The 23,037-nt window shown below is 70.2% G+C and carries 21 protein-coding genes and 1 riboswitch; of the genes, 6 read left to right on the forward strand and 15 right to left on the reverse strand.

All coding sequences use genetic code 11. The features are described from left to right. Nucleotides 1-27 precede the first annotated feature (27 nt). The gene (locus tag DBY63_RS05465) at nt 28-546 is read left to right on the forward strand and encodes an Mpo1-like protein (RefSeq protein WP_108581448.1); all 519 of its coding nucleotides are present in this window, start codon (nt 28-30) and stop codon (nt 544-546) included. Here DBY63_RS05465 and DBY63_RS05470 read toward each other — a convergent pair. The 7 genes from DBY63_RS05470 to cobG form a co-directional block, all read right to left on the reverse strand. After that, nucleotides 531-1,295 (reverse strand): ABC transporter ATP-binding protein, encoded by a 765-nt coding sequence (locus DBY63_RS05470; protein ID WP_027598801.1) that lies wholly within the window; start codon nt 1,293-1,295, stop codon nt 531-533. The genes DBY63_RS05465 and DBY63_RS05470 overlap by 16 nt on opposite strands. Continuing rightward, a complete protein-coding gene (locus DBY63_RS05475) occupies nt 1,292-2,326 on the reverse strand; it encodes an iron ABC transporter permease (RefSeq protein ID WP_108581449.1) in 1,035 nt (344 codons plus the stop codon). Before DBY63_RS05475 ends, DBY63_RS05470 begins: the two co-directional genes overlap by 4 nt. Then, on the reverse strand, nt 2,323-3,339 hold the full coding sequence (locus tag DBY63_RS05480; protein WP_108581450.1) for an ABC transporter substrate-binding protein: 1,017 nt from the start codon (nt 3,337-3,339) through the stop codon (nt 2,323-2,325). The genes DBY63_RS05475 and DBY63_RS05480 overlap by 4 nt, the downstream gene beginning before the upstream one ends. A gap of 30 nt (nt 3,340-3,369) precedes the next feature. Beyond that, nucleotides 3,370-3,517, reverse strand: a riboswitch (cobalamin riboswitch). Between the two features lie 6 nt (nt 3,518-3,523). After that, the gene (gene cobJ, locus DBY63_RS05485; protein WP_177411430.1) at nt 3,524-5,194 is read right to left on the reverse strand and encodes a precorrin-3B C(17)-methyltransferase; all 1,671 of its coding nucleotides are present in this window, start codon (nt 5,192-5,194) and stop codon (nt 3,524-3,526) included. Then, entirely contained in the window at nt 5,182-5,922 is a 741-nt protein-coding gene (locus DBY63_RS05490; RefSeq protein ID WP_007161114.1) for a precorrin-2 C(20)-methyltransferase, read from the reverse strand. The genes cobJ and DBY63_RS05490 overlap by 13 nt, the downstream gene beginning before the upstream one ends. Further along, a complete protein-coding gene (locus tag DBY63_RS05495; RefSeq protein ID WP_108581452.1) occupies nt 5,922-6,548 on the reverse strand; it encodes a precorrin-8X methylmutase in 627 nt (208 codons plus the stop codon). Before DBY63_RS05495 ends, DBY63_RS05490 begins: the two co-directional genes overlap by 1 nt. Continuing rightward, complete coding sequence (gene cobG, locus DBY63_RS05500; RefSeq protein ID WP_108581453.1) at nt 6,541-7,827, reverse strand: precorrin-3B synthase; 1,287 nt, start codon at nt 7,825-7,827, stop codon at nt 6,541-6,543. The genes DBY63_RS05495 and cobG overlap by 8 nt, the downstream gene beginning before the upstream one ends. 98 nt (nt 7,828-7,925) lie before the next feature. Between cobG and cbiE the strand changes: the two genes are divergently transcribed. From cbiE to cobM, 3 genes are all read left to right on the forward strand, one after another. After that, on the forward strand, nt 7,926-9,128 hold the full coding sequence (cbiE, locus tag DBY63_RS05505; protein WP_108581454.1) for a precorrin-6y C5,15-methyltransferase (decarboxylating) subunit CbiE: 1,203 nt from the start codon (nt 7,926-7,928) through the stop codon (nt 9,126-9,128). Nucleotides 9,129-9,574: 446 nt separating this feature from the next. Beyond that, nucleotides 9,575-10,297: a cobalt-precorrin-6A reductase gene (locus DBY63_RS05510; protein WP_108581455.1), complete on the forward strand. Its 723-nt coding sequence runs from the start codon at nt 9,575-9,577 to the stop codon at nt 10,295-10,297. Beyond that, entirely contained in the window at nt 10,294-11,025 is a 732-nt protein-coding gene (cobM, locus tag DBY63_RS05515) for a precorrin-4 C(11)-methyltransferase (RefSeq protein WP_044340999.1), read from the forward strand. The genes DBY63_RS05510 and cobM overlap by 4 nt, the downstream gene beginning before the upstream one ends. Nucleotides 11,026-11,201: 176 nt before the next feature. On the opposite strand, the gene deoC is transcribed toward cobM, so the two are convergent. After that, complete coding sequence (gene deoC, locus DBY63_RS05520; protein WP_027601059.1) at nt 11,202-11,879, reverse strand: deoxyribose-phosphate aldolase; 678 nt, start codon at nt 11,877-11,879, stop codon at nt 11,202-11,204. Between the two features lie 94 nt (nt 11,880-11,973). Between deoC and deoR the strand changes: the two genes are divergently transcribed. Further along, nucleotides 11,974-12,738, forward strand: a complete 765-nt coding sequence (deoR, locus tag DBY63_RS05525; RefSeq protein ID WP_027601060.1) for a DNA-binding transcriptional repressor DeoR — start codon at nt 11,974-11,976, stop codon at nt 12,736-12,738. Here the strand turns inward: deoR and DBY63_RS05530 are convergent. From DBY63_RS05530 to DBY63_RS05545, 4 genes are all read right to left on the reverse strand, one after another. Next, complete coding sequence (locus tag DBY63_RS05530; RefSeq protein WP_108581456.1) at nt 12,731-13,816, reverse strand: aldose 1-epimerase family protein; 1,086 nt, start codon at nt 13,814-13,816, stop codon at nt 12,731-12,733. The two genes, deoR and DBY63_RS05530, sit on opposite strands and share 8 nt — an antisense overlap. Nucleotides 13,817-13,829: 13 nt before the next feature. Continuing rightward, nucleotides 13,830-15,161 (reverse strand): L-fucose:H+ symporter permease, encoded by a 1,332-nt coding sequence (gene fucP / locus DBY63_RS05535; RefSeq protein ID WP_027598812.1) that lies wholly within the window; start codon nt 15,159-15,161, stop codon nt 13,830-13,832. Between the two features lie 46 nt (nt 15,162-15,207). Further along, the gene (gene rbsK / locus DBY63_RS05540) at nt 15,208-16,134 is read right to left on the reverse strand and encodes a ribokinase (RefSeq protein ID WP_108581457.1); all 927 of its coding nucleotides are present in this window, start codon (nt 16,132-16,134) and stop codon (nt 15,208-15,210) included. A gap of 241 nt (nt 16,135-16,375) precedes the next feature. Then, on the reverse strand, nt 16,376-17,701 hold the full coding sequence (locus tag DBY63_RS05545) for a DUF3100 domain-containing protein (protein ID WP_027598814.1): 1,326 nt from the start codon (nt 17,699-17,701) through the stop codon (nt 16,376-16,378). A gap of 330 nt (nt 17,702-18,031) precedes the next feature. Here DBY63_RS05545 and DBY63_RS05550 point away from each other — a divergent pair, with 330 nt between their 5' ends. Further along, nucleotides 18,032-18,934: a LysR family transcriptional regulator gene (locus DBY63_RS05550; RefSeq protein ID WP_108581458.1), complete on the forward strand. Its 903-nt coding sequence runs from the start codon at nt 18,032-18,034 to the stop codon at nt 18,932-18,934. 206 nt (nt 18,935-19,140) lie between these two features. Here DBY63_RS05550 and DBY63_RS05555 read toward each other — a convergent pair whose 3' ends face one another. Genes DBY63_RS05555 through DBY63_RS05565 form a run of 3 tightly spaced genes read right to left on the reverse strand, consistent with a single transcriptional unit; the run spans nt 19,141 to nt 22,787 of the window. After that, a complete protein-coding gene (locus DBY63_RS05555) occupies nt 19,141-20,295 on the reverse strand; it encodes a M20 aminoacylase family protein (RefSeq protein ID WP_027598816.1) in 1,155 nt (384 codons plus the stop codon). Nucleotides 20,296-20,298: 3 nt separating this feature from the next. After that, nucleotides 20,299-21,816 carry an aldehyde dehydrogenase family protein gene (locus DBY63_RS05560; protein ID WP_108581459.1) on the reverse strand — a complete coding sequence of 506 codons (1,518 nt, stop codon included), beginning with the start codon at nt 21,814-21,816 and terminating at the stop codon, nt 20,299-20,301. 2 nt (nt 21,817-21,818) lie between these two features. Further along, complete coding sequence (locus DBY63_RS05565; RefSeq protein WP_262376329.1) at nt 21,819-22,787, reverse strand: NAD(P)-dependent oxidoreductase; 969 nt, start codon at nt 22,785-22,787, stop codon at nt 21,819-21,821. Nucleotides 22,788-23,037 lie beyond the last annotated feature (250 nt).

The raw sequence follows: 23,037 nt of genomic DNA on the forward strand, positions 1-23,037 counted from the left end.
CCCGCCCAGCCGCCTGGATGCCTGTCGATGAAGACCCTGGAAGATCATCTCAGCCAGTACGCGAGCTACCACCGCGATCCGCGCAATATCGCCAGCCACTTCCCCGGCATCCTGCTGATCGTGCTGGCGGTGGCCATCCTGCTTTCCCGACCGGTCTTCAGCCTGGCCGGCTGGCCGCTGTCACCCGCGGTGCCGGTGGCCGGTGCGGTGGCGCTCTTCTATCTGCGCCTGGATCGGCCGCTGGGGCTGCTGATGAGCGTTCTGCTCGCGCTCGCCCTCTGGCTGGGCGCCGCGCTGGCGGCCCAGACCAGGGGTGTCTGGCTGGCCTGGGGGCTGGGTCTGTTCCTGATCGGATGGGCCATCCAGTTCGTCGGCCACCACTACGAGGGGCGCAAGCCGGCCTTTCTCGACGACCTGGCCGGCCTGGCCATCGGCCCGCTGTTCATCGCCACCGAAGCCGTCTTCTGGCTGGGCGGCCGCCAGCAGCTCAGGCAGGCGATCGAAGAACGGGCCGGCCCGGTGCGGCGCCTTCAGCCCAGTCGATAGCGGATCGACGGCCGACCGTCGGGACCGTCCAGCGTCACCTGCGCCCTCACCCCCCAGACCTGCTGGATCAGCGCGGCCGTCAGCACCTCGCCGGGGGCGCCTTCGGCGACCAGGCGGCCGTCGCGCAGCACCGCCAGGCGATCGCAGAACAGCGCGGCCAGGTTGAGATCGTGGATGGCCAGCACGCAGGTCGCCGGCAGGCGGCGGACCAGGTCGAGGATCTCGAGCTGGTGCTGGATATCGAGGTGGTTGGTGGGTTCGTCCAGCAGCAGTTCGCTGGGCTCCTGGGCCAGGGCGCGGGCGATCTGGGCGCGCTGGCGCTCGCCGCCGGAGAGGCTGTGCCAGCGCCGTGCCGCCTTGTCGACCAGGCCGACCTGGGCCAGGGCGCGCTGGCAAACCTCGGCGTCGCGCGCGCTCCAGGCATCGAGCAGGCCGCGATGGGGCGTGCGCCCCAGGCGCACCACCTCGGCCACCGAGAGATCGGCTTCGGTACCGGCCTGCTGCTCCACCAGGGCGACCCGGCGCGCCAGGTCGCGCCGGCGCAACTCGGCCAGCGGCGTCCCGTCCAGACTGACCCTACCCTCCTCCGGCCGCCGCAGCCCGGCCAGCAGCCGCAGCAGACTGGACTTGCCCGAGCCATTGGGGCCGAGCAGTCCGAGCACCCCGCCCGGCGGCACCGCGAGGGTTACCCCGGCGAGGATCGGCTGCCCGCCGGCGCTCCAGGCCACGTCGCGCGCAGCGAGGCTCATCGGACCTCCCGTGCGCGATAGAGGATGAAGGCGAAGGCCGGGGCACCCACCAGGGCGGTGACCACGCCGATGGGCAGGGTCTGCTTGGCCACCAGGGTACGGGCGACGATATCGGCCAGCACCATGAACAGCGCGCCGATCAGGGCGCAGGTGGGCAGCAGGCGACCATGGCCGGGGCCCACCAGGAAGCGCGCCACATGGGGAATCACCAGGCCGACGAAACCCACCGCCCCTACCAGGCTGACCAGGCAGGCGGTGATCAGGCCGGTGACCGCCAGGAGCAGCAGGCGCAGCGGTCCCACCGCTACCCCCAGGCTGGCGGCGGCGTCCTCGCCGAAGGCGAAGGCGTCCAGCGCCCGGGCGCAGGCGAGGCAGACCAGCAGGCCACCCAGGACCACGGCGCCGGCCAGCCAGACATCCGGCCAGCGCACCCCGGACAGGCTGCCAAGTAGCCAGAACATGACGCTACGCGCCTGCTCGGCATTGGCCGCGGTGGCGACGATATAGGCGGTCAGGGCGTTGAACAGCTGGGAGGCGGCGACCCCGGCGAGAATGATGCGGGTGCTGCCGCCACTGCCGAGAAAGGGCAGCACCACGGTGAAGGCCAGCAGGGCGCCGAGAAAGGCGCCCAGGGAGACCCCGAGCACCCCGCCGCCGACGCCCAGCAGCATTACCAGCACTGCGCCGGTGGAGGCTCCGGCCGACAGTCCCAGCACATAGGGTTCGGCCAGGGCGTTGCGCAGCAGCGCCTGGAGGATGGCGCCGGACACCGCCAGGCCCGCGCCGCAGCAGGCCGCCACCAGGGCGCGGCTGAAGCGGTATTCCCAGACGATGCCCTGGACAATGCGCTCCACCGGATAGGGCCCCAGGCCGAGGCCATTGGCGATGGCCTGCAGACTGGTCAGGGGCGCGATGGGCATCTCGCCGAAGGACGCCGCCAGCACCACGCTCGCCGCCAGCGCCAGCACCGCGGCCAGGCCCAGCAGCCAGCGCCAGGGCCGGGCGCCTTCGGCCGCCAGGGGCAGGCTCATGGTTTGGGCTTGGCCAGGTCGCTGGCCAGGGTCTCGACGCTGTCCACCACCCGCAGCGAGGGATTGAGGGTCGGGGCGTCCACCACCAGCAGATGATTCTCGCGTACCGCGCGCAATTCGCGGGTCAGGGGATCGCTGCGCAGGAAGGCCAGCTTCTTGTCCACGTCATCGGCCGGGTAGAGACGCCGGTCCATGCGCGCCACGACGATATAGTCAGGGTCCAGGCTGGCGATGCGCTCCCAGCTCACCGCCGGCCATTCCTCGGCGCTGTCGACCACGTTGCGCAGCCCCAGGGCCCGGGCGATCCAGGCCGGCGCACCGAGGTTGCCGGCGACCCAGGGATCCCCTTCCAGCCGCGGACTGGAAAACCAGAACAGCACCGAGCGGCCCTGCACCCCGGCGGCTTTGGCCTGCTCGCCCGCGGCGCCGATACGGCGGTCCAGGTCGGCGACCAGGCGCTCGCCGGCCGGCTGCACATCGAGGATGGCCGCCAGCTCGCGGGCTTCACGGGTCACCAGCTGCATGTCGAAGGGCGCGCTGCGGCTGCCATCGCTGTTGGAATCGGCGGTCACCGCCTTGCCTTCGCAATCGCTGGGCGCCACATAGGCGGCGATGCCCAGCTTGGCGAAGCGCGGGAAGTCCGCCACCTCGCCACCGGGGCCGACGTGATAGGTGTACTGGGCCGCCACCAGGTCCGGCCGGGTGCCGACCACGGCCTCGAAGCTGGGGGCGTTGTCGGCCAGCCGCGGAATGCCCTTGCCCGCCGCCTGCAGGTCCGCGGGCAAGCCGCCGAACCAGACGCCGGTGCCCACCAGCCGCGCGCCCACGCCCAGGCGCAAGAGCAACTCGGTGCTGGCCTGACCGAGGCTGACCAGCCGCTGGGGCGCGCGCTCGAAGACCAGTTCACGACCGCAGTTGTGCACGGTCAGCGGATAGGCGGTGGCCGCCTGGGTGGTGAGAGAGGCAGCGGACAACAGGCCGGCGGCGAGCGGCGGCAGAAGACGGCGAAACATGGACTCTCCTTGGGATGACGCGTCCCTTGTGGATGTTGGGTAGCCCCTGGCAAGGTCTGGCTCGCTTCTCGCGAAGCTCACAGTGGCGCGACCGCACCGGAGTTGCACCGGCTTCCCGCCAGGGAACAGGAAGGTCGCCGAGGGTGAGCCAGCGGCGACCAGGATTCAAGCACTAAATGTTACTTTATAACAATTCCGGATCGTACCAGCGCGGCGTATAGACCCACTCGCCGCCATCGGCCCGCGGGAAACGCCGGGTATGGCTGGAGCCGAGGATCACCAGGGTGCGTGAATCCACCATGTCGCTGCGCAGCGCGCCGAGGCTGGTGTATTCGAGACCGCCACCGGGACGCCCGACGTCGCGGCCGAGGATCACCGGGGTGTTCGCCGGACGGCAGCTGCGCAGGACGTCCAGCGCCCGCTCCAGCTGATGCGGCCGGGCCTTGGAGATGGGGTTGTAGAAGGCCATGGCCAGGTCCGCCGCGGCGGCCTGGCGCAGGCGCTGCTCGATCACCGCCCAGGGCTTGAGGTTGTCGGACAGGGAGATCAGGCAGAAGTCGTGGCCCAGGGGCGCGCCGGCCAGGGCGGCGCTGGCCATGGCCGCGGTGATGCCCGGGAGGATCTCCAGCTCCACCGCCGCCCAGCGCGGATCGTCGGCGCCTTCCAGCACCTCGAGCACCGCGGCGGCCATGGCGAAGACGCCCGGATCGCCGGACGACACCATGACCACCTGGCGACCGCTGGCGGCCAGTTCGAAGGCGTGGCGGGCGCGCTGCAATTCTTCGCGGTTGTCGCTGGCATGGGCCAACTGATCCGGGCGCAAGGGACCGGCCATCTGCACGTAGGTGGCGTAGCCGAGCACGTCCTGGGCCTGGTCCAGGGCGCGGCGCACCACCGGTGCCATGAGCTCCGCCGCGCCGGGGCCGAGACCCACCACGCTGAGGCGCCCACGGCGCTGGCCGAGGTCATCGGCGTCCAGCGGCCGGTCATGCAGGTGCAGGGCGAGACCCTGGGCCTGGGCCCGCGCCACCGACGCCCGGGCGAAGTCCGGGGTGCGGGCGTCGACGAATCTCAGGGGTACGGCCAGCGTCTGGCTCAGCTCGGCGAGGCCGGGCGCGGCCATGTCTTCCGCCCGCGCCAGCAGCAGCGCCACGGCGCCCGGCGCATAGCCGGCGCTGGCGAGCAGCGCGGTGACGGCGGCGGCGGTGGCATCGGCGCGTGCCGCCACCAGCACGGCGCGGGGATGGATCAGCAGGGTGTGGTCGTCAGCGCTGGCCAGTGGCGAGACCAGGATACGCTGCCGCGCCGCGGGATCGCGGGCCAGGGGCACCTCATCCAGCCAGGGCGCCTCGCCCTCGATGCGTACCGGGGCGCCGGCCAGCAGATCGGCCACCCGGTGCTTGGCCACGTCGACATCGGCCAGGGCATAGCCGGCCGGCGGATCGAGCAGGCAGGTGCTGAATCTCAGTTCGCCACTGGTGGTGATGGCCGGGGCCACGTTCAGCAGCGTACCCAGCTGACGGGCCAGGCGATTGGCACCGGCCAGGCCGCCCAGCAGCGGCACCACGGCGCTGCCGTCCTCGGCCACGGCCAGCACGGGCGGCTCGGCGGTCTTGTCGTCCAGCAAGGACGCCAGGCTGCGGATGACGATGCCGGCGGCGCAGAGAACCAGCAGCGGGCGCTGTTGCCGATAGAGCTCGCGCAGATGATCGCCAAAGTTCGTATAGCTGACGTCGCCCTCGACCCGCCCGGCCAGGCCGTGCACCAGGCTGCCCGGCAGGCCGGCCTGCAAGCGGCGGGCGGTGGCCAGGGCGCCGGGACCGAGGATGACGATGGCCGGGCTCAACCCTTCCATTTCACCCCCGGCACCACCACCAGCGAGAAATACGGCGAGGCCATGGGGTCGACGGCGTCCAGCGCGACGATGCGCTGATTGTCCATGGTGGCGCGCTCGATGTAGCGGGCGCGCTCGTCCAGACCCAGCTCACGCAGCACCTGGCGCACCTTCTCGAAGTTGCGGCCGAGCTTCATCACCACGGCGGCGTCGGCGCTGGCCAGGCGCGCCTTGAGTTCTTCCGCGGAGAGCACACCGGAGAGCACCGTCAGGGTCTGGTTGCGATAGACCAGCGGCAGGCCGAGCATGGCCACGCCGCCGAGCATGGAGCAGACCCCCGGCACCACCTGGGCCTCGTAGCGCTCGGCCAGGCGGTCGTGCAGGTACATGTAGGAGCCGTAGAAGAAGGGATCGCCCTCGCAGATCACCGCCACGTCGCGGCCGGCGTCCAGATGGTCGGCCACCTGGGCGGCGGCGGTGTCGTAGAAGTCGGCGATCACCGTCTCGTAGGACAGCGGCGGTGCCAGCTTCTCGGTGGTCACCGGATAGACCAGCGGCAGGCGCTGCTGGCCGTCCAGCAGATAGCCCTCGATGACGCCATAGGCATTGCCGCCCTGGCCCGCGTTGGCCTTGGCCTTGGCGACGAAATAGGCCACCACCGGCGCGCCCTGCAGCAGGCGCAGGGCCTTGAGGGTGATGAGTTCCGGATCGCCGGGGCCGACGCCCAGGCCGAGCAGGCGGCCTGCCATCACTCCACCTCCGTGGCCAGGGCGTTGACCGCCGCGGCGGCCATGGCACTGCCGCCCCGCCGGCCGCGGACGATGACATAGGGTACGCCGCGGCTGTCGGCGGCCAGGGCGTCCTTGGACTCCATCGCCCCGACGAAGCCCACCGGCATGCCGAGGATCAGCGCCGGCCTGGGCGCCCCGGCGTCGAGCATTTCCAGCAGATAGAACAGCGCGGTGGGGGCATTGCCGATCACCACCACGCTGCCGGCCAGGTGCGGCCGCCAGCGCTCCAGGGCCACCGCCGAGCGGGTGTTGCCCTGGGCCAAGGCCAGCTCGCGGATGCCCTCGTCGTGCAGGGTGCAGATCACCTGATTATTCGCTGGCAAGCGGGTACGGGTGACGCCCTCGGCGACCATGCGCGCATCGCAGAGGATGGGCGCGCCGGCCGCCAGCGCCGCGCGCCCGGCCGCCCCGGCCCCCGGGGAAAAGGCCAGGTCCTGGACCACGTCGACCATGCCGCAGGCGTGGATCACCCGCACGGCGAGCTTTTCCAGGTCGGCGGGGATGGCCGAGAGATCGGCCTCGGCGCGGATGGTGGCGAAGGATTGGCGATAGATCGCCTGGCCGTCGCGTTCGTATTCAAGCATCACTGGGACTCCGGGCCAGCCAGGCGGCGGCCTCGTCGAGGGACAAATGGGTGGCGCGCCGCCGGCCCGGACCGGGCTGGGTGGCGTCGCGCACGAAGAGGTCATAGCGACCGGGGGCCACCGCCAAGAGCGTGTGGGGCGCTTGACCGGCCAGGGCGCAACTGCGCGGGCAACCGGAGAGGTGCACTTCCACGTCTGCCGGCAGTTGCTCGGCCAGGCGCAGGGCATCGCCCTTCGTGTCGGCCTGGCCCTTGGCGCAGCCCTGGCTGCCGGTACAGGCGACCAGCCGGCCCAGGGGCGCGGCGGGATCGGTGGTCAGCTCCAGGGCGGCCAGCGCGGCGAGTAGCTCGGGGGCTTGGTCGACCGGCACATCGGGCAGCAGCAGGCCCTGCCAGGGGGTGAGGTGCAGGTCGCCATTGCCGTGGTGTTCGGCCAAGTCGGCGACCGTGGCCAGGCTCTTGGCGGGCAGTCGCCCCAGGGCGGGCTGGGCGCCGATCCAGTGGAGGCCGGCTTGGCGCTGCTGATGGCTACCCAGGCGCAGCGCGGCGTCGGCCGGCGCGCGCAGGCTGGGCGGTACCGGTAGCAGGTCCAGTTCCGCCAGCAGCTCCGCGAGCGTACGCTGCGCCAGCAGCTGGCGCATGCGGTGCTGCTCGGGACCGGCGAGGTCGAGGAAGCGATGCAGCAACCGGGCGACGGTCGCTACCTCCTGACCCGGGGCGATCAGTCCAACTGGAATATCCAGCGGGGTACCGGCCAGGCCAAGGACATAGCCCTCGGCGCGCGCCGACAGCCAGACATCATGGGGATGGTCGAGCCGGGCCAGGGCTTCGCCGCCGTCCAGTTGCAGAGCGAACTTGGCCGACAGCCCATGCAGGCGGCGGTCGCCTTCCAGCAGGGCGAGCAATTCGGCGGCCAGGGGGCGAACGTCGCGCAGCTGCTGCGGATCCCTGCCGGCAGACGGGCTGAGCAGCAGATTGCGCACGTCATCGGCGGCGGGATCGCTGGGACCGAGGTCGGCGGCCTGCAGCTCGGCCACCAGGGCAGCGGCACCGTCCGCGCGTACACCACGCAATTGCAGGTTGGCCCTGTTGGTCAGCTCCAGAACCCCGCTCGCCCAGCGCGTGCTGGCGGCGGCGATGGCCCGCGCCTGGGCTGACGTCAGCCGGCCCCCCGGCAACTTCACCCGGCACAGGCCGCCATCGCGCGCGGGCACGATGCGCAGCAGCCCCGGACAGGCCGAAGGCCGCGGGACGAGGGCGGAAGGAGACGGAGGATTCACGGCGGAAGGTCGGGCTGAACGGGGAAAGACGTTATTATGCCCGCTTTGCCCGACCCCTTGAAAACGCCCGGTCGGCTGACGTTCGATGAGGTGTGTTCATGATCCCCTGGCTGACCGTGGTGGGTATCGGCGAAGACGGCTACCCCGGCCTCGGCAAGCAGGCCCGCCGCGCCCTGCTGGAGGCGGGGGTGGTCATCGGCGGTCCGCGCCAGCTGGCGCTGCTGCCACCCTGCATCCGCGCCACCCGCGAGCCCTGGCCGCAGCCCTTCGCCCTGGCCCCGGTCCTGGACCGTCGCGGCACCCCGGTCTGCGTGCTGGCCAGCGGCGATCCCATGCTGTTCGGCGTCGGCGCAAGCCTTTCGCGCCAGCTGTCGGCCGACGAGCTGCAGGTGCTGCCGGCGCCCTCCTCCTATTCCCTGGCCGCGGCTCGCCTCGGCTGGCCGCTGCAGGACGTCACCCTGCTGTCGGTGGTGGCCCGCCCCCTCGCCGCCGTGGTGCGCCATCTGCACCCGGGCGCCCGCCTGCTGGTATTGAGCAACGACGGCCACAGCCCTGCGGCCCTGGCCGCGTTGCTGGTGGAACAGGGCTTTGGCGCCAGCCAGCTGCAGGTGCTGGAGCACCTGGGCGGTCCTCTGGAGCGCCGGATCGCCGGTCGCGCCCAGGACTGGTCGCTGGCGGAAGCGGCGGCGCTCAACCTGGTGGCCATCGAGGTCCTGAGCGAGACCGGGGAGACGGGTCTGCCGCTCACCCCCGGTCTGCCGGACAGCGCCTATCGCCACGACGGCCAGTTGACCAAGCGAGACGTGCGCGCCGTGACGCTGGCGCGCCTGGCGCCGCGCCCCGGCGAACTGCTGTGGGACGTGGGCGCCGGTTGCGGCTCCATCGGCATCGAATGGGCGCGCAGCCATCCCGGCTGCCGGGTGCTGGCCATCGAGGCCGATGCCGGTCGCCAGGCCCATATCCTCCACAACCGCGACCACCTCGGCGCTCCGGCGCTGCACCTGGTAGCCGGCCAGGCGCCCGAGGCCCTGGCCGGGCTGGCCACGCCGGATGCCATCTTCATCGGCGGCGGCCTCACCGCGCCGGGGGTGCTGGACACCTGCTGGGCGGCCCTGAGGCCGGGCGGTCGCCTGGTCGCCAATGCCGTGACCCTGCAGACCGAGGCCGCCCTGGTAGCCTTTCGCGAACGCCACGGCGGCGACCTGACCCGCCTGCAGGTGGCCCAGGCCCAGCCGCTGGGCGCCTTCGACACCTGGCGTGCGGCGCTGCCTATTACCTTGCTGGACGTGGTGAAGCCGTGAGGGTTGGACGCGCCCCCCTCACCCCGACCCTCTCCCCGAGGGGAGAGGGGGTGGTTTGGTGTGACCCTTTAATCCGCGGCGGCAAGCAGCGCCTCGTCCCCTCACCCCAGCCCTCTCCCCGTAGGGGCGAGGGGGCGGTTAGGCGTGCCTCCTTCATCCCTGAAGACCATGAGCGGCGTTTTGCCCCCTCACCCCAGCCCTTTCCCCGTGGGGGCGAGGGGGTGGTTGGGTGGTGGCTCGGAAGTCTGGCGTCCGGGCTGACGCCCGCGACTCTTGCTGAGCACGCTGCAATGACCAGCGGGAAAGCCGCCTGCGAGACCAATACCCCTACTCCGCCGCTCGCCCCCCGGCACCGCCTTTCCTCCCCTCTCCCTCGGGGAGAGGGGCCGGGGGTGAGGGCGCGCCATGCATGACGAAGCCGCCGCCGCTCCTGGGGAAGACCGCCCATGAAGATCCTCCTGCTCGGCGGCACCACCGAAGCCCTGGCCATCGCCCGCACGCTGCCGGCCGAGGCCCTCTACAGCCTCGCCGGTCTCGGTCGGGTGCCCCAGGACCTGCCCTGCCAGGTGCGGGTCGGCGGCTACGGCGGCGCCGCGGGGCTGGCCGCCTTTCTCCACCGTGAAGGCATCGAGTTGCTGCTGGACGCCACCCATCCCTACGCCGCCCGGATCAGCCACAACGCCGGCCTGGCCGCGGCCCAGGCCGGTATCCCCTGCTGGGCCCTGCGCCGCCCCGGCTGGCAGGCCGGCCTCGACGACGACTGGCGCGAGGTGGCCGACTGGAGCGAACTCCAGACCGCGCTTGCTTCCTTTACCCGCCCCTTCTTCACCCTGGGTCGCGAACCCCTGGAGCACCTCGCGGAAATCCCGCCCCACCAGTTCTGGACCCTGCGCCTGCTCGACGCCCATCCCGGCCACGCACGGGCGCGGATCATCGCCGACCGTGGACCCTTCGCCCTGGAGGCCGAGCGCCTGCTGTTCGCCCAGGGTGACTTCGATGTGCTGATCAGCAAGAACAGTGGCAGCGCCGCCACCCAGCCCAAGCTGCAGGTGGCCCGCGAGCGGGGTCTGCCGGTGCTGATCCTGCGCCGCCCCGAGTTGCCCAGCGTCGATCGTGAATTCGCCAGCGTCGCCAACCTGCTCGCCGCCCTGGCCGAGGAAACCCCATGACCGTTCATTTCATCGGCGCCGGTCCCGGCGATCCCGACCTCATCACCGTCAAGGGCCAGCGGCTGATCCGCCAGTGCCCGGTGATCCTCTATGCCGGCTCCCTGGTACCGCCCGCGGTGCTGGAAGGTCACCAGGCCGAGACGGTGATCGACACCGCCCACCTGGACCTGGATGCCATCGTCGGCCATCTGGCCGCCGCCCATGCCCGCGGCCAGGACGTGGCCCGGGTGCATTCCGGCGATCCTTCGCTGTATGGCGCCATCGGCGAACAGATCCGTCGCCTGCAGGCGCTGGGCATTCCCTACGAGATCGTGCCCGGCGTCACCGCCACCGCCGCCTGCGCCGCCCTGCTGGGTTGCGAGCTGACCCTGCCCGGGGTCAGCCAGACGGTGATCCTGACCCGCTACGCCAGCCGCACGGCCATGCCGGAAGGCGAGGCGCTGGCCGACCTGGCGCGCCATCGCGCGACCCTGGCCATCCACCTCGGCGTCGGCCAGCTGGAGCGCATCGTCGCCGACCTCCTGCCGCACTACGGCCCCGGCTGCCCGGTGGCCATCGTCCACCGCGCCAGCTGGCCGGACCAGGACAGCGTCCGGGGCACCCTGGCCGACATCGTCGAACGGGCGCGGGACAAGGATTTCCGCCGCACCGCGCTGATCCTGGTCGGCGAGGTACTGGCGCCAGGGGATTTCCAGGATTCCAAGCTGTATCGGCAAGGGCCGGGCTAGTCCTCCCAGGTCTTAGCGCGGCATGCCGGTGCGTCCTGGCGACCGCTCGAGTGCAATGCGTTATCGCGGCCATGGGCCGCTCCTACAAAGGCGTCCCCCGTAGGAGCGGCCCATGGCCGCGATGACACCAACCAAACACAGGAGCGACCCTTGCCTCGATGTTTTGGAATCCAGCTTTAGTACCCCGCCCCACCCTCGCCACCGCTGACGATGGCCACGCCCGAGCTGGTCCCCAGGCGGGTCGCGCCGGCGTCCAGCATGGCCTGGGCGGTGGCGCGGTCACGCACGCCGCCGGAGGCTTTCACGCCCATTTCCGGACCCACCTCTTCGCGCATCAGCCGCACATCGTCCAGGGTCGCACCGCCGTGGCCGAAACCGGTGGAGGTCTTGACGAAGGCGACGCCGAGGTCGCGACAGATCCGGCAGGCCTGGCGCTTCTGTTCATCGTCGAGCAGACCGGTCTCCAGGATCACCTTGAGCGGTACCGCACCACAGGCGGCCTGCACCGCGGCGATGTCGGCAGATACCTCTTCCAGCAGGCCGTCCTTGAGCCAGCCGAGGTTGAGCACCATGTCGATCTCCCCGGCCCCGGCGGCGATGGCCTGCGCGGCCTCGAAGGCCTTGGCCGCGCTCAGCCCGGCGCCGAGCGGAAAGCCCACCACCGCGCAGACCTTGACCGCGCTGCCGGCCAGTTGCGCCGCGGCGTGGGGGACCTGGGCGGAATTCACGCACACCGAATAGAAGCCATGGGTGCGCGCCTCCTGGCACAGGCGGTCGATCTGGGCGCGGCGGGCATCGGCGGCGAGCAGGGTGTGGTCGATGGTCTTGGCGAGTTCGCCGGGTTCAAGCTGCATGGGGCCTCCTCAGGCACGGGTAGCGTATGATCGGATCAGAATTCTTGGTTGGTGCGGCCTGCACCTCTAGTCGGACTCCCCTAGCGCACCCCTCATGGATAGCAAGAAAGCCGCTCGGCTCAAGCTGATGCACCAGGCGCTGCAGGATCAGCACGCCATTCACCTGCGCGAGATGGCCCAGCTGCTGGGTGTCTCGGAAATGACCCTGAGACGCGACCTGCGGCTCCCGCCGGACGGCCTGCGCCTGCTCGGCGGTCATGTCACCCGCGATGTCGGCGGCAGCGAGGCGCCCGGCTACCAGGTGGTGGAACAGGACCTGCGCCAGGTCGAGGAAAAGCGTCGCATCGGTCGGCTGGCCGCGGCGCAGATCCGCGCCGGCGACACCGTCTTCCTCGATTGCGGGACCACCACGCCCTTCGTGGTGGACTTCATTCCCGATGACCTGGAATTCACCGCCGTCTGCCATTCGCTCAATGTGCTGCTCAAGCTGCAGCAGAAGGTCAACTGCACCCTGGTGGTCTGCGGCGGCACCTTCCAGCGCAAGAACCAGATCTTCGAGAGTCGCCTGGAGACCGGGGTGCTCGATGGCGTGCGCCTCACCCATGCCTTCGTCTCGGCCGCCGGGGTGAGCGCGGACTTTGGCGTCACCTGCTTCAACTTCAACGAGGTCGAGGTCAAGCAGAAGGTCCTGCGCCAGGCCCAGCAGCGGCTCCTGCTGGTCGACCATACCAAGTTCGACGTGGTGCGCGCCGCGCATTTCGCGGCGCTCGGCGACTTCGACCTGGTGGTCAGTGACGGACGCATTCCGCGCAGCTATCGCGAGCGGATCGAGGCGAACGGCGCGCAACTGCTTACCTGATCCGCGCCGGGTCGGCCAGGCGCGTCAGCAGCGCCTCGCGCTCGGCGGCGGCGAGATAGCCGGTCCTGACGCTGAAGGCGCGACGCTCTCCCGGTTGCAGCTGCTGCACCTGCCCCTTGGTCGTCTCGGCCAGATAGCCCTCCGGTTCGCAGGTCGCCGGCAGCACGAAGGCCGCCACCTGCTGATCGGGGTTGTGCAGCACCCAGCGCGTGGCATGGGGCAAGTCCTGCGGGCGATAGGCCGTGTAGAAGGCGGCGCCGCCCGGATGCTCCAGCAGGAAATGCGCCTCCCCCGCCGCGTCGGTCCCCGGCGCATCGATGAAACTGACGATCTCCGGCTGGTAGCGCGCCGGCGCATCCAGCACCCGCAGTCGCTCGGGGTCTTCCGCCAGTGCGGCGATGAAGGCCTGCCAGTCGGCGGTCGGCCGCACATGGGCCGGCACGCTGGTGCGCACCCGGGTGCGGGCCACCCCGAGCGGCTCATGGAAGCGTCCGCCGGGCACATAGGCGTAGTTCATGTGCGCCATGTACATCAGGTCCATGGGCTGGCCGGCCTGGTTTTCCACCTCCAGGCCCAGTTCGAACACCGCGCTGTCCGCTCTCAGGGTCACGCGGGGCTGGGCGCGATAGCGATCACCGAAGCCCATGGCGTAGTCGTGGCGACCGCCCAGGCGCAGGAAATCGCCCTCCGCGTCCTGGCCCAGTTCCAGCCAGGCCTCGTCCAGCGGCGCGCAGGGCAGCTCGCCGTGCAACTCGTGGCTGTCCTCCGGTGCCGGGCAGCCGTTGCGCAGCACCCCGGCGTGGAACATGAAGCAGCCATAGGTCTCGATGATCCGCCGGGTCGGCCGCGGCTGGTCGAACAGCCCCGGCATGGTCAGGCGGCAGCCGTCGAAGCTGGCGTCCCAGATCATCTGCCCCTGGTAGGGCAGCACCACCAGGCGGCCACGACGATTCTCCAGCGCCAGGGCGCGCACCCCGGAGGAATAGGTCCAGGCGCGCACCTGGAAGGCGTCGCTGGCGAGCAGGGTGCGCTCGTCGGCGGTGAATTGCTCAGGCTGCAGGGGCAGGCGTACGGACATGACGGCGCCCTCCTCAGGCGGTCTGGGCGGCGCCCACCGGCAGCCGTTCGCTGGCCGGGTGACGCAGGCAATAGAGGGCGTAGGCGACGATCACCGTGAAGCACAGCAGCGGCACCGAATAGGCCAGCTGCATGTTGCCGCCGGTGTAGTCCGACAGCAGGCCCTGGAAGATCGGGATCACCCCGCCGCCGACGATGCTCATCACCAGCAGCGAGCCGCCGAATTCGGTGTCCCGGCCGATGCCGTCGACGGTCAGGCCATAGATGGTCGGCCAGCAGGGGCCAAGGAAAATGCTCACGCCCACGGCGGCGTACACCGCGGTGATGTTGGGCACCAGGATGGTGTAGGCCAGCAGCGCGATGCACAGCACCCCGTAGACGCCCAGCACCTTGGCCGGATGCCAGCGGCGCATCAGCAGGTTGGCGATCAGCTTGCCGACGAAATAGGCGGCGAAGGTGGTGAGCAGGAACCAGGAGGCGCTGCGCTCGTTCATGCCGCCGAGTTGCATGGCCAGGCGGATGGTGAAGCTCCAGACGCCGACCTGGGCGCCGACGTAGAGGAATTGCGCCAGCACGCCAAAGACGAAGCGCGGATTACGCCGCAGCCGACCCAGGCTGGCGGCGACGCCGTCGCCCTCGCTGCGTACGCGCTCGTTGCCCTTGCAGGCCGGATAGCGGGTGCAGGCGATGAGCACGAAAATCAGCACCAGCACGCCGATCATCCACTGGTAGGGCGTCAGGGTGGCCTGGATCATCTGCAACTGCTGGGCGGCGGCCTCGGCGGGATTCATCTGCAGCAGCTGCGCCTGGCTGGCGTCACCCTCCTTGAACATCACGAAGCTGCCGACGTAGACCCCGGTCATGGCGCCGAAGGGGTGGAAGGTCTGGGAGATGTTCAGCCGACGGGTGCCGGTCTCGCGCGGCCCGAGCAGGGTCGAATAGGTGTTGCAGGCGGTCTCCAGAAAGGACAGCCCCGCAGCGATCACGAACAGCGCCAGCAGGAACATGCCGTACTTGGCCATGGAGGCGGCGGGAAAGAACAGCAGGCAGCCGACCATGTAGAGGAACAGGCCGAAGAGGATGGTCGTCTTGTAGCTGAAGCGCCGCACCATCAGCGCGGCGGGCAAGGCCAGGAAGAAATAGCCGAGATAGAAGGCCGACTGGACGAAGGCGGTCTGGAAGTCACTGAGCAGGAAGGCCTTCTTGAAGTGGGCGATGAGCACGTCGTTCATGCTCGCCGCCGCGGCCCAGAGGGCGAAGATGCAGCACAGCAGGATGAAGGCGAACCACGGCGTGCGGTTCAGGTAGTAGCCGTCGGCACTGGGCCGCAGGGGTGACTGGCTCATTGTTGTTCTCCGTAGGGTGCCAGGGTGGGGGATCGCCGACCTTGCGTCAGAGGTCCAGGGAAGCGAGGTAGTCTTCGAATGCCGCGGCCTCGGGATAGGAGGTCTGGGTGCCGCGCCCGGTGACCGACAGCGCCGAATAGGCCACCGCCCGCTGCATGGCCTCCCGCAGGCCCAGGCCTTGGACGCGGCCATGGGCGAAGCAGCCGATGAAGGCATCGCCGGCGCCGGTGGTGTCGAGGGCCGCCACCCGCTGGCCGGGCAGGCTGAATTCGCCCTCCTCGCCCACGTACAGTGCGCCCGCGGCGCCCAGGGTGACCACCACGTGCCGGATGCCGCGACCGGCCAATACCCGCGCCGCGGCGAAGGCGCTGTCGCGATCCGCCACCGGCAGGCCGCTGACCAGGGCCAGCTCGGTCTCGTTGGGGACGAAGTAGTCCAGCCGGGCGAGGTGCGCGGCGCTCAGGTCGGCCACCGCCGGCGCCGGATTGAGCAGCACCGGGATGCCCAGGCGCTGGCCGCAGTCGATGGCGGCATAGACGGTCTCCAGGGCGATCTCCAGTTGCAGCACGATCAGCGCACAGTCGCGCAGATCGGCTTCCGCGGCCTGGATGTCGGCCGGACCGAGGGCGGCGTTGGCGCCCTTCACGATGAGGATGCTGTTGTGCGAATCGGGCTGCACGAAGATCGGCGCCACGCCGCTGGAGCGCCCGGACGCGCGGGTCACGTGGCGGGTGTCGATGCCGAAGCGGCGGAAGTTGGCCAGGGTGTTGTCGGCGAAGAGGTCGTCGCCGACCTTGGTCACCATCAGCACCTCGCTGCCCAGCTTGGCCGCGGCGACCGCCTGGTTGGCGCCCTTGCCGCCACAGCCGAGGGCGAAGTCCGGCGCTTCCAGCGTCTCGCCCTGGACGGGCAGTCGCTCGATATAGGTGATGAGATCGACCATGTTGCTGCCGATGACCGCGATTTTGCCCATGCCGAGCGCGCCTCCGTTTTTCTTGATGTTATTAAATTAACGGTTTTTGTTAATTTTCCATCATAGATACTGCAACTCGGGGCGCAGCTCAAGCGCCGGTGATCGTCCACGGACGACAGCGGGCGTCCAACGCTCAAGGCTGGGAGCTGCGACACACGAAATGCGAGAAACGGAGAGATCAGACGGCGGTGCGGTACGACAGCGGGAAGCGGCGCACCGGGGACCCGGTGCGCGGGGCGGATCAGTGGAAGAGTTCGGCGATGAACACGGCGCCGATGAAGGTGCCGAAGCCGGCGGTCAGGGAGACCACCACGATGCGCCAGCCCAGCCGGCGAAAGGCCGGGATGTCCTTGGCGATGGACAGGCCGGCGAAGGCCAGCATGGGCGTGATCACCGCCAACACGCCGACGCTGTTGGCGGCGGCGGTGATCTGCGGTGCCAGCGGGCACCAGGGCGAGGTGAGGAACATGGCCACCAGCGACACCCAGCACACCGCCGGCACCTTGCGGCGGAACAGCTGGCAGAGCAGCTCGCCGACGACGGCCGCACCGATCATCAGCGCCACCGCGATGAGGGCGGCAGCCGGCAGCGTCTTGGTCGCCACGAAGGTACCCAGCAGGGCCAGGCCGGCCGCGGCGAACCAGGCACTCAGGCGTCCCGACCAGCCCAGCTCCACCGGCTCGTCCACCACCGTCTGGTCTACCGCGCTCTGGGCGAAGGAGGCCTTGGTCGTCCGGCCGATGCGCGGCTCCAGCACCCGATAGCCCCAGACCGCCAGCGGCAGGGAGATGAACAGGGTGAAATAGGTACCCAGGGTGGTGGTGATCAGGTTGGCCGCGGCGGCCAGCGCCATGACCTCCTTGGCCACCTCGGGGGTCTGCTGGGCCGCCACCGCACCGGCCGCGGCGGCCATGATGCTGCCCGAGCCGATGCCGGCGCCCATGGCCAGCGAATAGGGGTGGAAGATGTTGAGGCTGGCGATGAAGCCGGCGACGATGGCCATGAACACCGCGCCGATCAGGGTGCCGGTGAGGTACTCGGCGAGCACGCCGCGGCCTTCCGGGGAGTCCATGCCGTAGCGTTCGCCGATGATCGCCAGGCTCGGTTCGCGCCCCACGGAGAAGGTGGCGCCGATGGCCTCGCGCTTGATGCCCAGCAGCAGCGCCACAGGCAGGCCGAGCAGGATGGTGCCGACGAAATGGCCCAGCTCCTGGAAGGCCAGCGCCCAGCCGGCGGCGATCACCGTGGGCAGGGAACCGCCCACCACCAGGCCGAGCTTGGCGATGAAGATCAGCAAGGCGTACTGCAGGATGGCCGCCGAGCGCACCTGGGCGCTACGGCTGACGCTCAGGCCCTGCGGCAGTCGCGTGCTGGCCAGGCCAATGGCGGCGCCCAGCAGCAGCGCCCAGATCATCGGCAACAGCACCACCTTGCCCGGGCCCAGCGGGATGCTGACCGAGCCGATCAGCTCGGCGATCAGCAGCACCAGCGCCGCCCAGAAATAGAGTTTCACGGTATCGCTGACAGCTCGGTCCTGGCCCACGGCCAGCGTCGGATTGGCGCTCATTCTTCCCCCTGCGGCCCGCTCGCGGGCTCGGTTGTTGGTATGGTTGGCAGTCGCGAGCGGCGAAGCCCGCTGGGCAGAAAAGGGCTCCGCGAGGGAGCGCGACCCGGTCGTTCTGGAGGTCCGGTCGAGGTCGCACGGCTGGCGTACCGGAGGCTGGAAGCCCGCCGCGGACAGGGTCTCGCGCGGGGTTCTGCGCCCTTTCCGGGGCTCTGCGTCGCGGGCCTCGGCCAGGCCGGGGCGGCCGTGGTCTTGGCCCGAGTATGGACAGCGCCCTGTTCTCTCTCCAATACTGGTAATGGCCTTTTCCGTTGCCTTTACGAGAACACACGGATGCGTGGAATTCACGAACAACGCTTGCACTATTTCGTCGAGGCGGTGCGGCTGGGCAGCGTGCGCGCCGCCGCCGACGCCCTGGACATCGCCCCGTCCGCAGTCAGCCGGCAGATCGCCCAGGTCGAGGCGGAACTGGGCGTCGACCTGATCGAGCGCCACCGCCGCGGCATCACCCCGACCGAGGCCGGGCGCCTGGTGCTGGATTACTTCCGCCAGCGTCAGACCCAGCTCGACGGGCTGAGAGACGCCATCGCCGATCTGCAGGGGCTGCGCACCGGTCGCGTGGTGCTGGCCATCGGCGAAGGCTTCATCGGCGACCTGTCGTGCAGCCTGGGCGACTTTTCCGCGCGGCATCCGGAGATCGAGGTCAGGGTCAACGTGGTGGGCACCAACGAGGTGATTCGCCAGGTGATGGAAGACGAGGCGCAACTGGGGCTGGTGTTCAATCCGCCGCGCGATCCGCACCTGCGGGTGCATGGCAGCCGTGGGCAGCCGCTCTATGCCATGGTGGCGCCGGACCATCCGCTGGCCGCGACCCAGGGCCCCGTGACCCTGACGGAGCTGGGCCAGCATCGCCTGGCGCTGCCGGACATCTCCTACGGCATCCGCCAGATGCTCGACGCCGTGGAGCAGGCCGCCGGCCAGCGCCTGGCGCCGACCCTGACCTGCAACACCTTCGCCCTGCTCAAGCACTATGCCCAGCAGGGCGGCGTCACCCTCCTGCCGCTGTTCGCCGCGACCCAGGAACTGGACAGCGGCGCCTTGCGCGCCCTGCCCCTGGCCGATCCCGGCTTCGCCCGTGCCCACGTCGAACTGGTCACCCGCCTGGGCCGCAAGCTCAGCCGCGCCGCGGACGAGTTGCGGACCAGCTTGGTGCAGCAGATGACCGCCTTTCGCTGAGCGCCTGCCCAAAGCCAGCTGCGCGTCGGCCAAACTGCGTTGAAAAGGCCTTCGGAATGCTCATTTACCATGAGTAAACTCCGCTTCCTCAGGCCTTTGATTCGCTAGCGCTCACCCTCCGGGCCAGCCTTCGGCTGTTACTCCCGTTGGTCGTTGCGCCTTGCTTGACTCTAGCTCGCAAGCCTTTGAGCAGACGCTAAGGCGTCTCAGGCGGGCAGTTCCTGGCGCACCAGCTCGGCCCACAACCGTACGGCCGGTTCGATGATGGCGTCGTTGAAGTCATAGGCCGGGTTGTGCAGCGGCGCCGAGGGCTGGGCGCCGTCGACCCCCAGCCAGAGATAGGCGCCGGGCCGCGCCGCCAGCATGAAGGCGAAGTCCTCGGAGGCCATGGATGGCGGTACGCCGTCGCTGACCCGCTCGGCACCAAAGGCCTTTACCGCCGCCTCACGCACCCGCGCGGCCTGGGCCGGATGGTTCTGGGTCACCGGATAGCCGCGGGTGAATTCCAGCTCGCCGCGCACGCCCTGAGCCAGCGGCGCCTGGGCGACGATCTCGCCGATCAGCCGCTCCACCTCGGCGCGCACCGCGCCGTCCAGGCAACGCACCGTGCCCCGGAGTCGCGCCACCTCGGGGATGACGTTGATCGCCTCCCCCGCTTCCATCATGGTCACGCTGACCACCGCCGACGCCAGCGGCGAGATCCGCCGGGCAACGATGGTCTGCAACTGCAGGATCAGGTCCGCCGCGGCGACGATGGGATCGCGGCCGCGCTCGGGCATGGCCGCGTGGCAGCCCTTACCGGTCAGGGTGATGGCGAAGGTGTCCAGCGAAGCCATCATGGCACCCGGATTGACCACCACCTGCCCGGCCGGCAGCCCCGGCCAGTTGTGCAGGCCGTAGATGGCGTCCATCGGAAACCGTTCGAACAGGCCGTCTTCGATCATCTTCTGGGCGCCGCCGAGATTCTCTTCGGCGGGCTGGAAGACGAAATAGAGGGTGCCGCGGAAATCGCGGTTCTCACTCAGGTGGCGCGCAGTGGCCAGCAGGATGGCGGTGTGGCCGTCATGGCCGCAGGCATGCATGCGCCCGGCGGCGGTGGAACGATGGGGGACGTCCCCCACCTCCTGCATCGGCAGGGCGTCCATGTCGGCGCGCAGCCCCAGACTGGGGCCCTCGCCATGGCGCAACACCCCGACCACGCCGGTGCCGCCGAGGCCACGATGGACCTCCAGGCCGAAGCCCTCGAGCAATTCGGCGACCCGCGCCGCGGTACGGTGCTCGGCGAAACCCAGTTCGGGATGGGCGTGGAAATCGCGACGCCAGCTACGGGCGTCGTCCAGCAGCGCTTGGTGAATGGTCATGGGCTACTCCAGGCTGGCGCCGTAGCCGAAGCCGGCGGCGGGGACGGCGGCGGTTTCCACCCAGACGCTCTTCACCTCGCTGTATTCGCGCAGGGCGTCGAGGCCGGAGGAGCGACCGTAGCCGCTCTCGCCATAGCCACCGAAGGGCGAGCTGACGTGGATGGTCTTGTAGCCGTTGACCCAGAAGGTGCCGGCGCGCACGCCACGGGCCACCCGGTGGGCACGCCCGACGTCACGGGTCCAGACCGCCCCGGCCAGGCCGAAGCGGCTGTCGTTGGCGATGCGGATGGCGTCGGCCTCGTCCTTGAAGGGAATGGCCACCACCACCGGCCCGAAGATCTCTTCCTGGGCGCAGCTCAGGCCATTGTGGCCGGCCAGTACCGTGGGATTGACGTAGTAGCCGGTCCCGGCGGGCAGCGGCTCGACGCCATTGGCGACATGCCGCGCGCCTTCGCCCAGGGCGCCTTCCACCATGGTGCGCACATGGGCGAATTGCTTGGCGTTGTGGATCGGACCGATCTGGGTCTCGGGATCGCTCGGGTCACCCACCTTGAACTGGCTGGCGGCGCGGGCCACCGCCTGGATGAAGCGCTCGTAGATGGATTCCTGCACCAGCAGCCGCGAACCCGAGACGCAACTCTGGCCGGCGCCGGAAAAGATCGCCGCCTGGGCACCGCGCACGGCCAGGTCCAGGTCGGCGTCTTCGAAGACGATGTTGGCCGACTTGCCACCCAGCTCCAGCACCACCGGGATGCAGCGCTGGGCCGCGGCGGCGGCGATGTGCCGGCCGGTGGCCGGCGAGCCGACGAAGACCACCTTGCGGATGTCGGCGTGGGCGATCACCTGCTGGCCCACGGTATGCCCCTGGCCGGCGAGGACGTTGACCAGGCCCTTGGGCGCACCGGCGCGTTCCACCAGCACGCCGAGCAGCAGCGAGGTCACCGGGGTCAGTTCGGAGGGCTTGAGGATCACCGCGTTGCCGGCGGTGATGGCCGGGGCGATCTGCCAGCCGCCGGTGAAGATGGGCGCGTTCCAGGGGGTGATCTGCAGCACCGTGCCCAGGGGTTCGTAGGTCACGTAGTTGAGATGACTGGTGGGCACCGGGATGACTTCGCCGTGCAGCTTGTCGGCCCAGCCGGCGTAGTACTCGAACATCTCGGCGACCTTGAGCACCTCGACGCGGGCATCACGGATCGGCTTGTTGGCGGTCTGGGATTCCAGTTGCGCCAAAACCTCGGCTTCCTCGCGGATCAGGGCGCCGACCCGGTAGATGATGCGCCCGCGCGCCTGGGCGGTCAGGGCGCGCCATTCCTCGCGCGCCCGGCGGGCGGCGGTATCGGCGCGCTCGACCACGGCCAGGTCGGCGTCGGGGTAGCTGTAGGCGGGGCTGTCGTCATGGGCGTTGCGCACGGTGATCCGCTCGCCGCTGCCGTCGACGAAGGTGCCGTCCACAAAGCTGGCGACCTGCTGGCGGTCGCCCCAGAAGGGCTTGAGCAATTCCAGTGTCTTGGCGTTCATCATGATCATTCCCCCTTGCCGAACAGGTCTTCGCTGGTGCGTCGTGCGATGGCGCAGAAATCCTCGCCATCGGCCAGGGTCTCGGCGCTGGCCTTCCAGGCCTGGGCCGTGGCCGCGGCCAGTGGCAGGTCGAGGCCGAGTTCGGCGATGAGCTGCTGGGCCAGGCCCACGTCCTTGCGCATCAGGCCCATGGTGAAGCCGGAGTCATAGGCCTTGTTCAGCACCCAGGTGGGGAACATGCCCTGGCTGGCGGCGCTGCGCCCGGAACCGGCATTGATGCCTTCGAGCAGCTTTTCTGGGGCGACGCCGGCACGGGCGGCCATGGTGACGGCTTCCGCGGTGGTGATCAGGTGCGCCGCGGCCAGGAGGTTGTTGGCGATCTTGGCGATGTTGCCGGCACCCACGGCGCCGATATGCACCCGGGTCGCGCTCATGGCTTCCAGCGCCGGCAGCGCCTTGGCCAGGGCCGCCTCGCTACCGCCGATCACCATGGTCATGGTGCCGGCCGCGGCACCGGCGGGGCCGCCGGAAACCGGGGCATCGAGGAAGTCGGCGCCGACCTCGGCGAAGGCCGCCGCCACCCGGCGACTGGTCTCCGGGGTGGAGGTGGTGGTGTCGACCACCACGGTGCCCGGTCGCACGCGGCTGACCAGACCCGCCTCGCCCAGGCACACGGCCTCGACATGCTCGGCCTTGGGCAGCGACAGCACGATGACGTCGCTGCTGGCGGCCAGGGCCGCCAGGTCGCCGGCGATGGCCACGCCCTGGGCGGCGACCCGCTCGCAGGCGGCGCTGGAAGGATCCAGTCCGGTGACGGTCACGCCCTTGCGCGCCAGGGTGATCGCCATGTTGCCGCCCATGTTGCCGAGTCCGATGACCCCGACCTGCCTGCCCATGCCTTGTTCCTCTGCTTCGAATTGGCGGTGACCGACCCGGTGGCCGGCCCCTTGGCGATCGAGTATGGGAGGCCCCAGGCATCACCACCAATACGGCATTCGGACTTTCATGTTGCGCAAAAGGCAACGCGAGCCAGAGGCACCAGCAGTGTGCAAAGGCGCGATTCAAGGGCACTGCCCAGCCCCAGACTGGTGCAGGGCGACCGACCGCGAAGTCGCCGCCGAGGCCGAGGCGCCAGTCCCTATGCGTCTCGCCGACGCCTGGCACAGTTCCTGAAAAGGCGCCCTGGCTGGCCAGCAGTCCAGCCCAACAACAGCGCACGTTCGC

Origin of the sequence: Pseudomonas sp. RIT411 (assembly GCF_003057735.2) — a bacterium.
In the GTDB taxonomy this organism is placed as follows: Bacteria; Pseudomonadota; Gammaproteobacteria; order Pseudomonadales; family Pseudomonadaceae; genus Chryseomonas; species Chryseomonas oryzihabitans.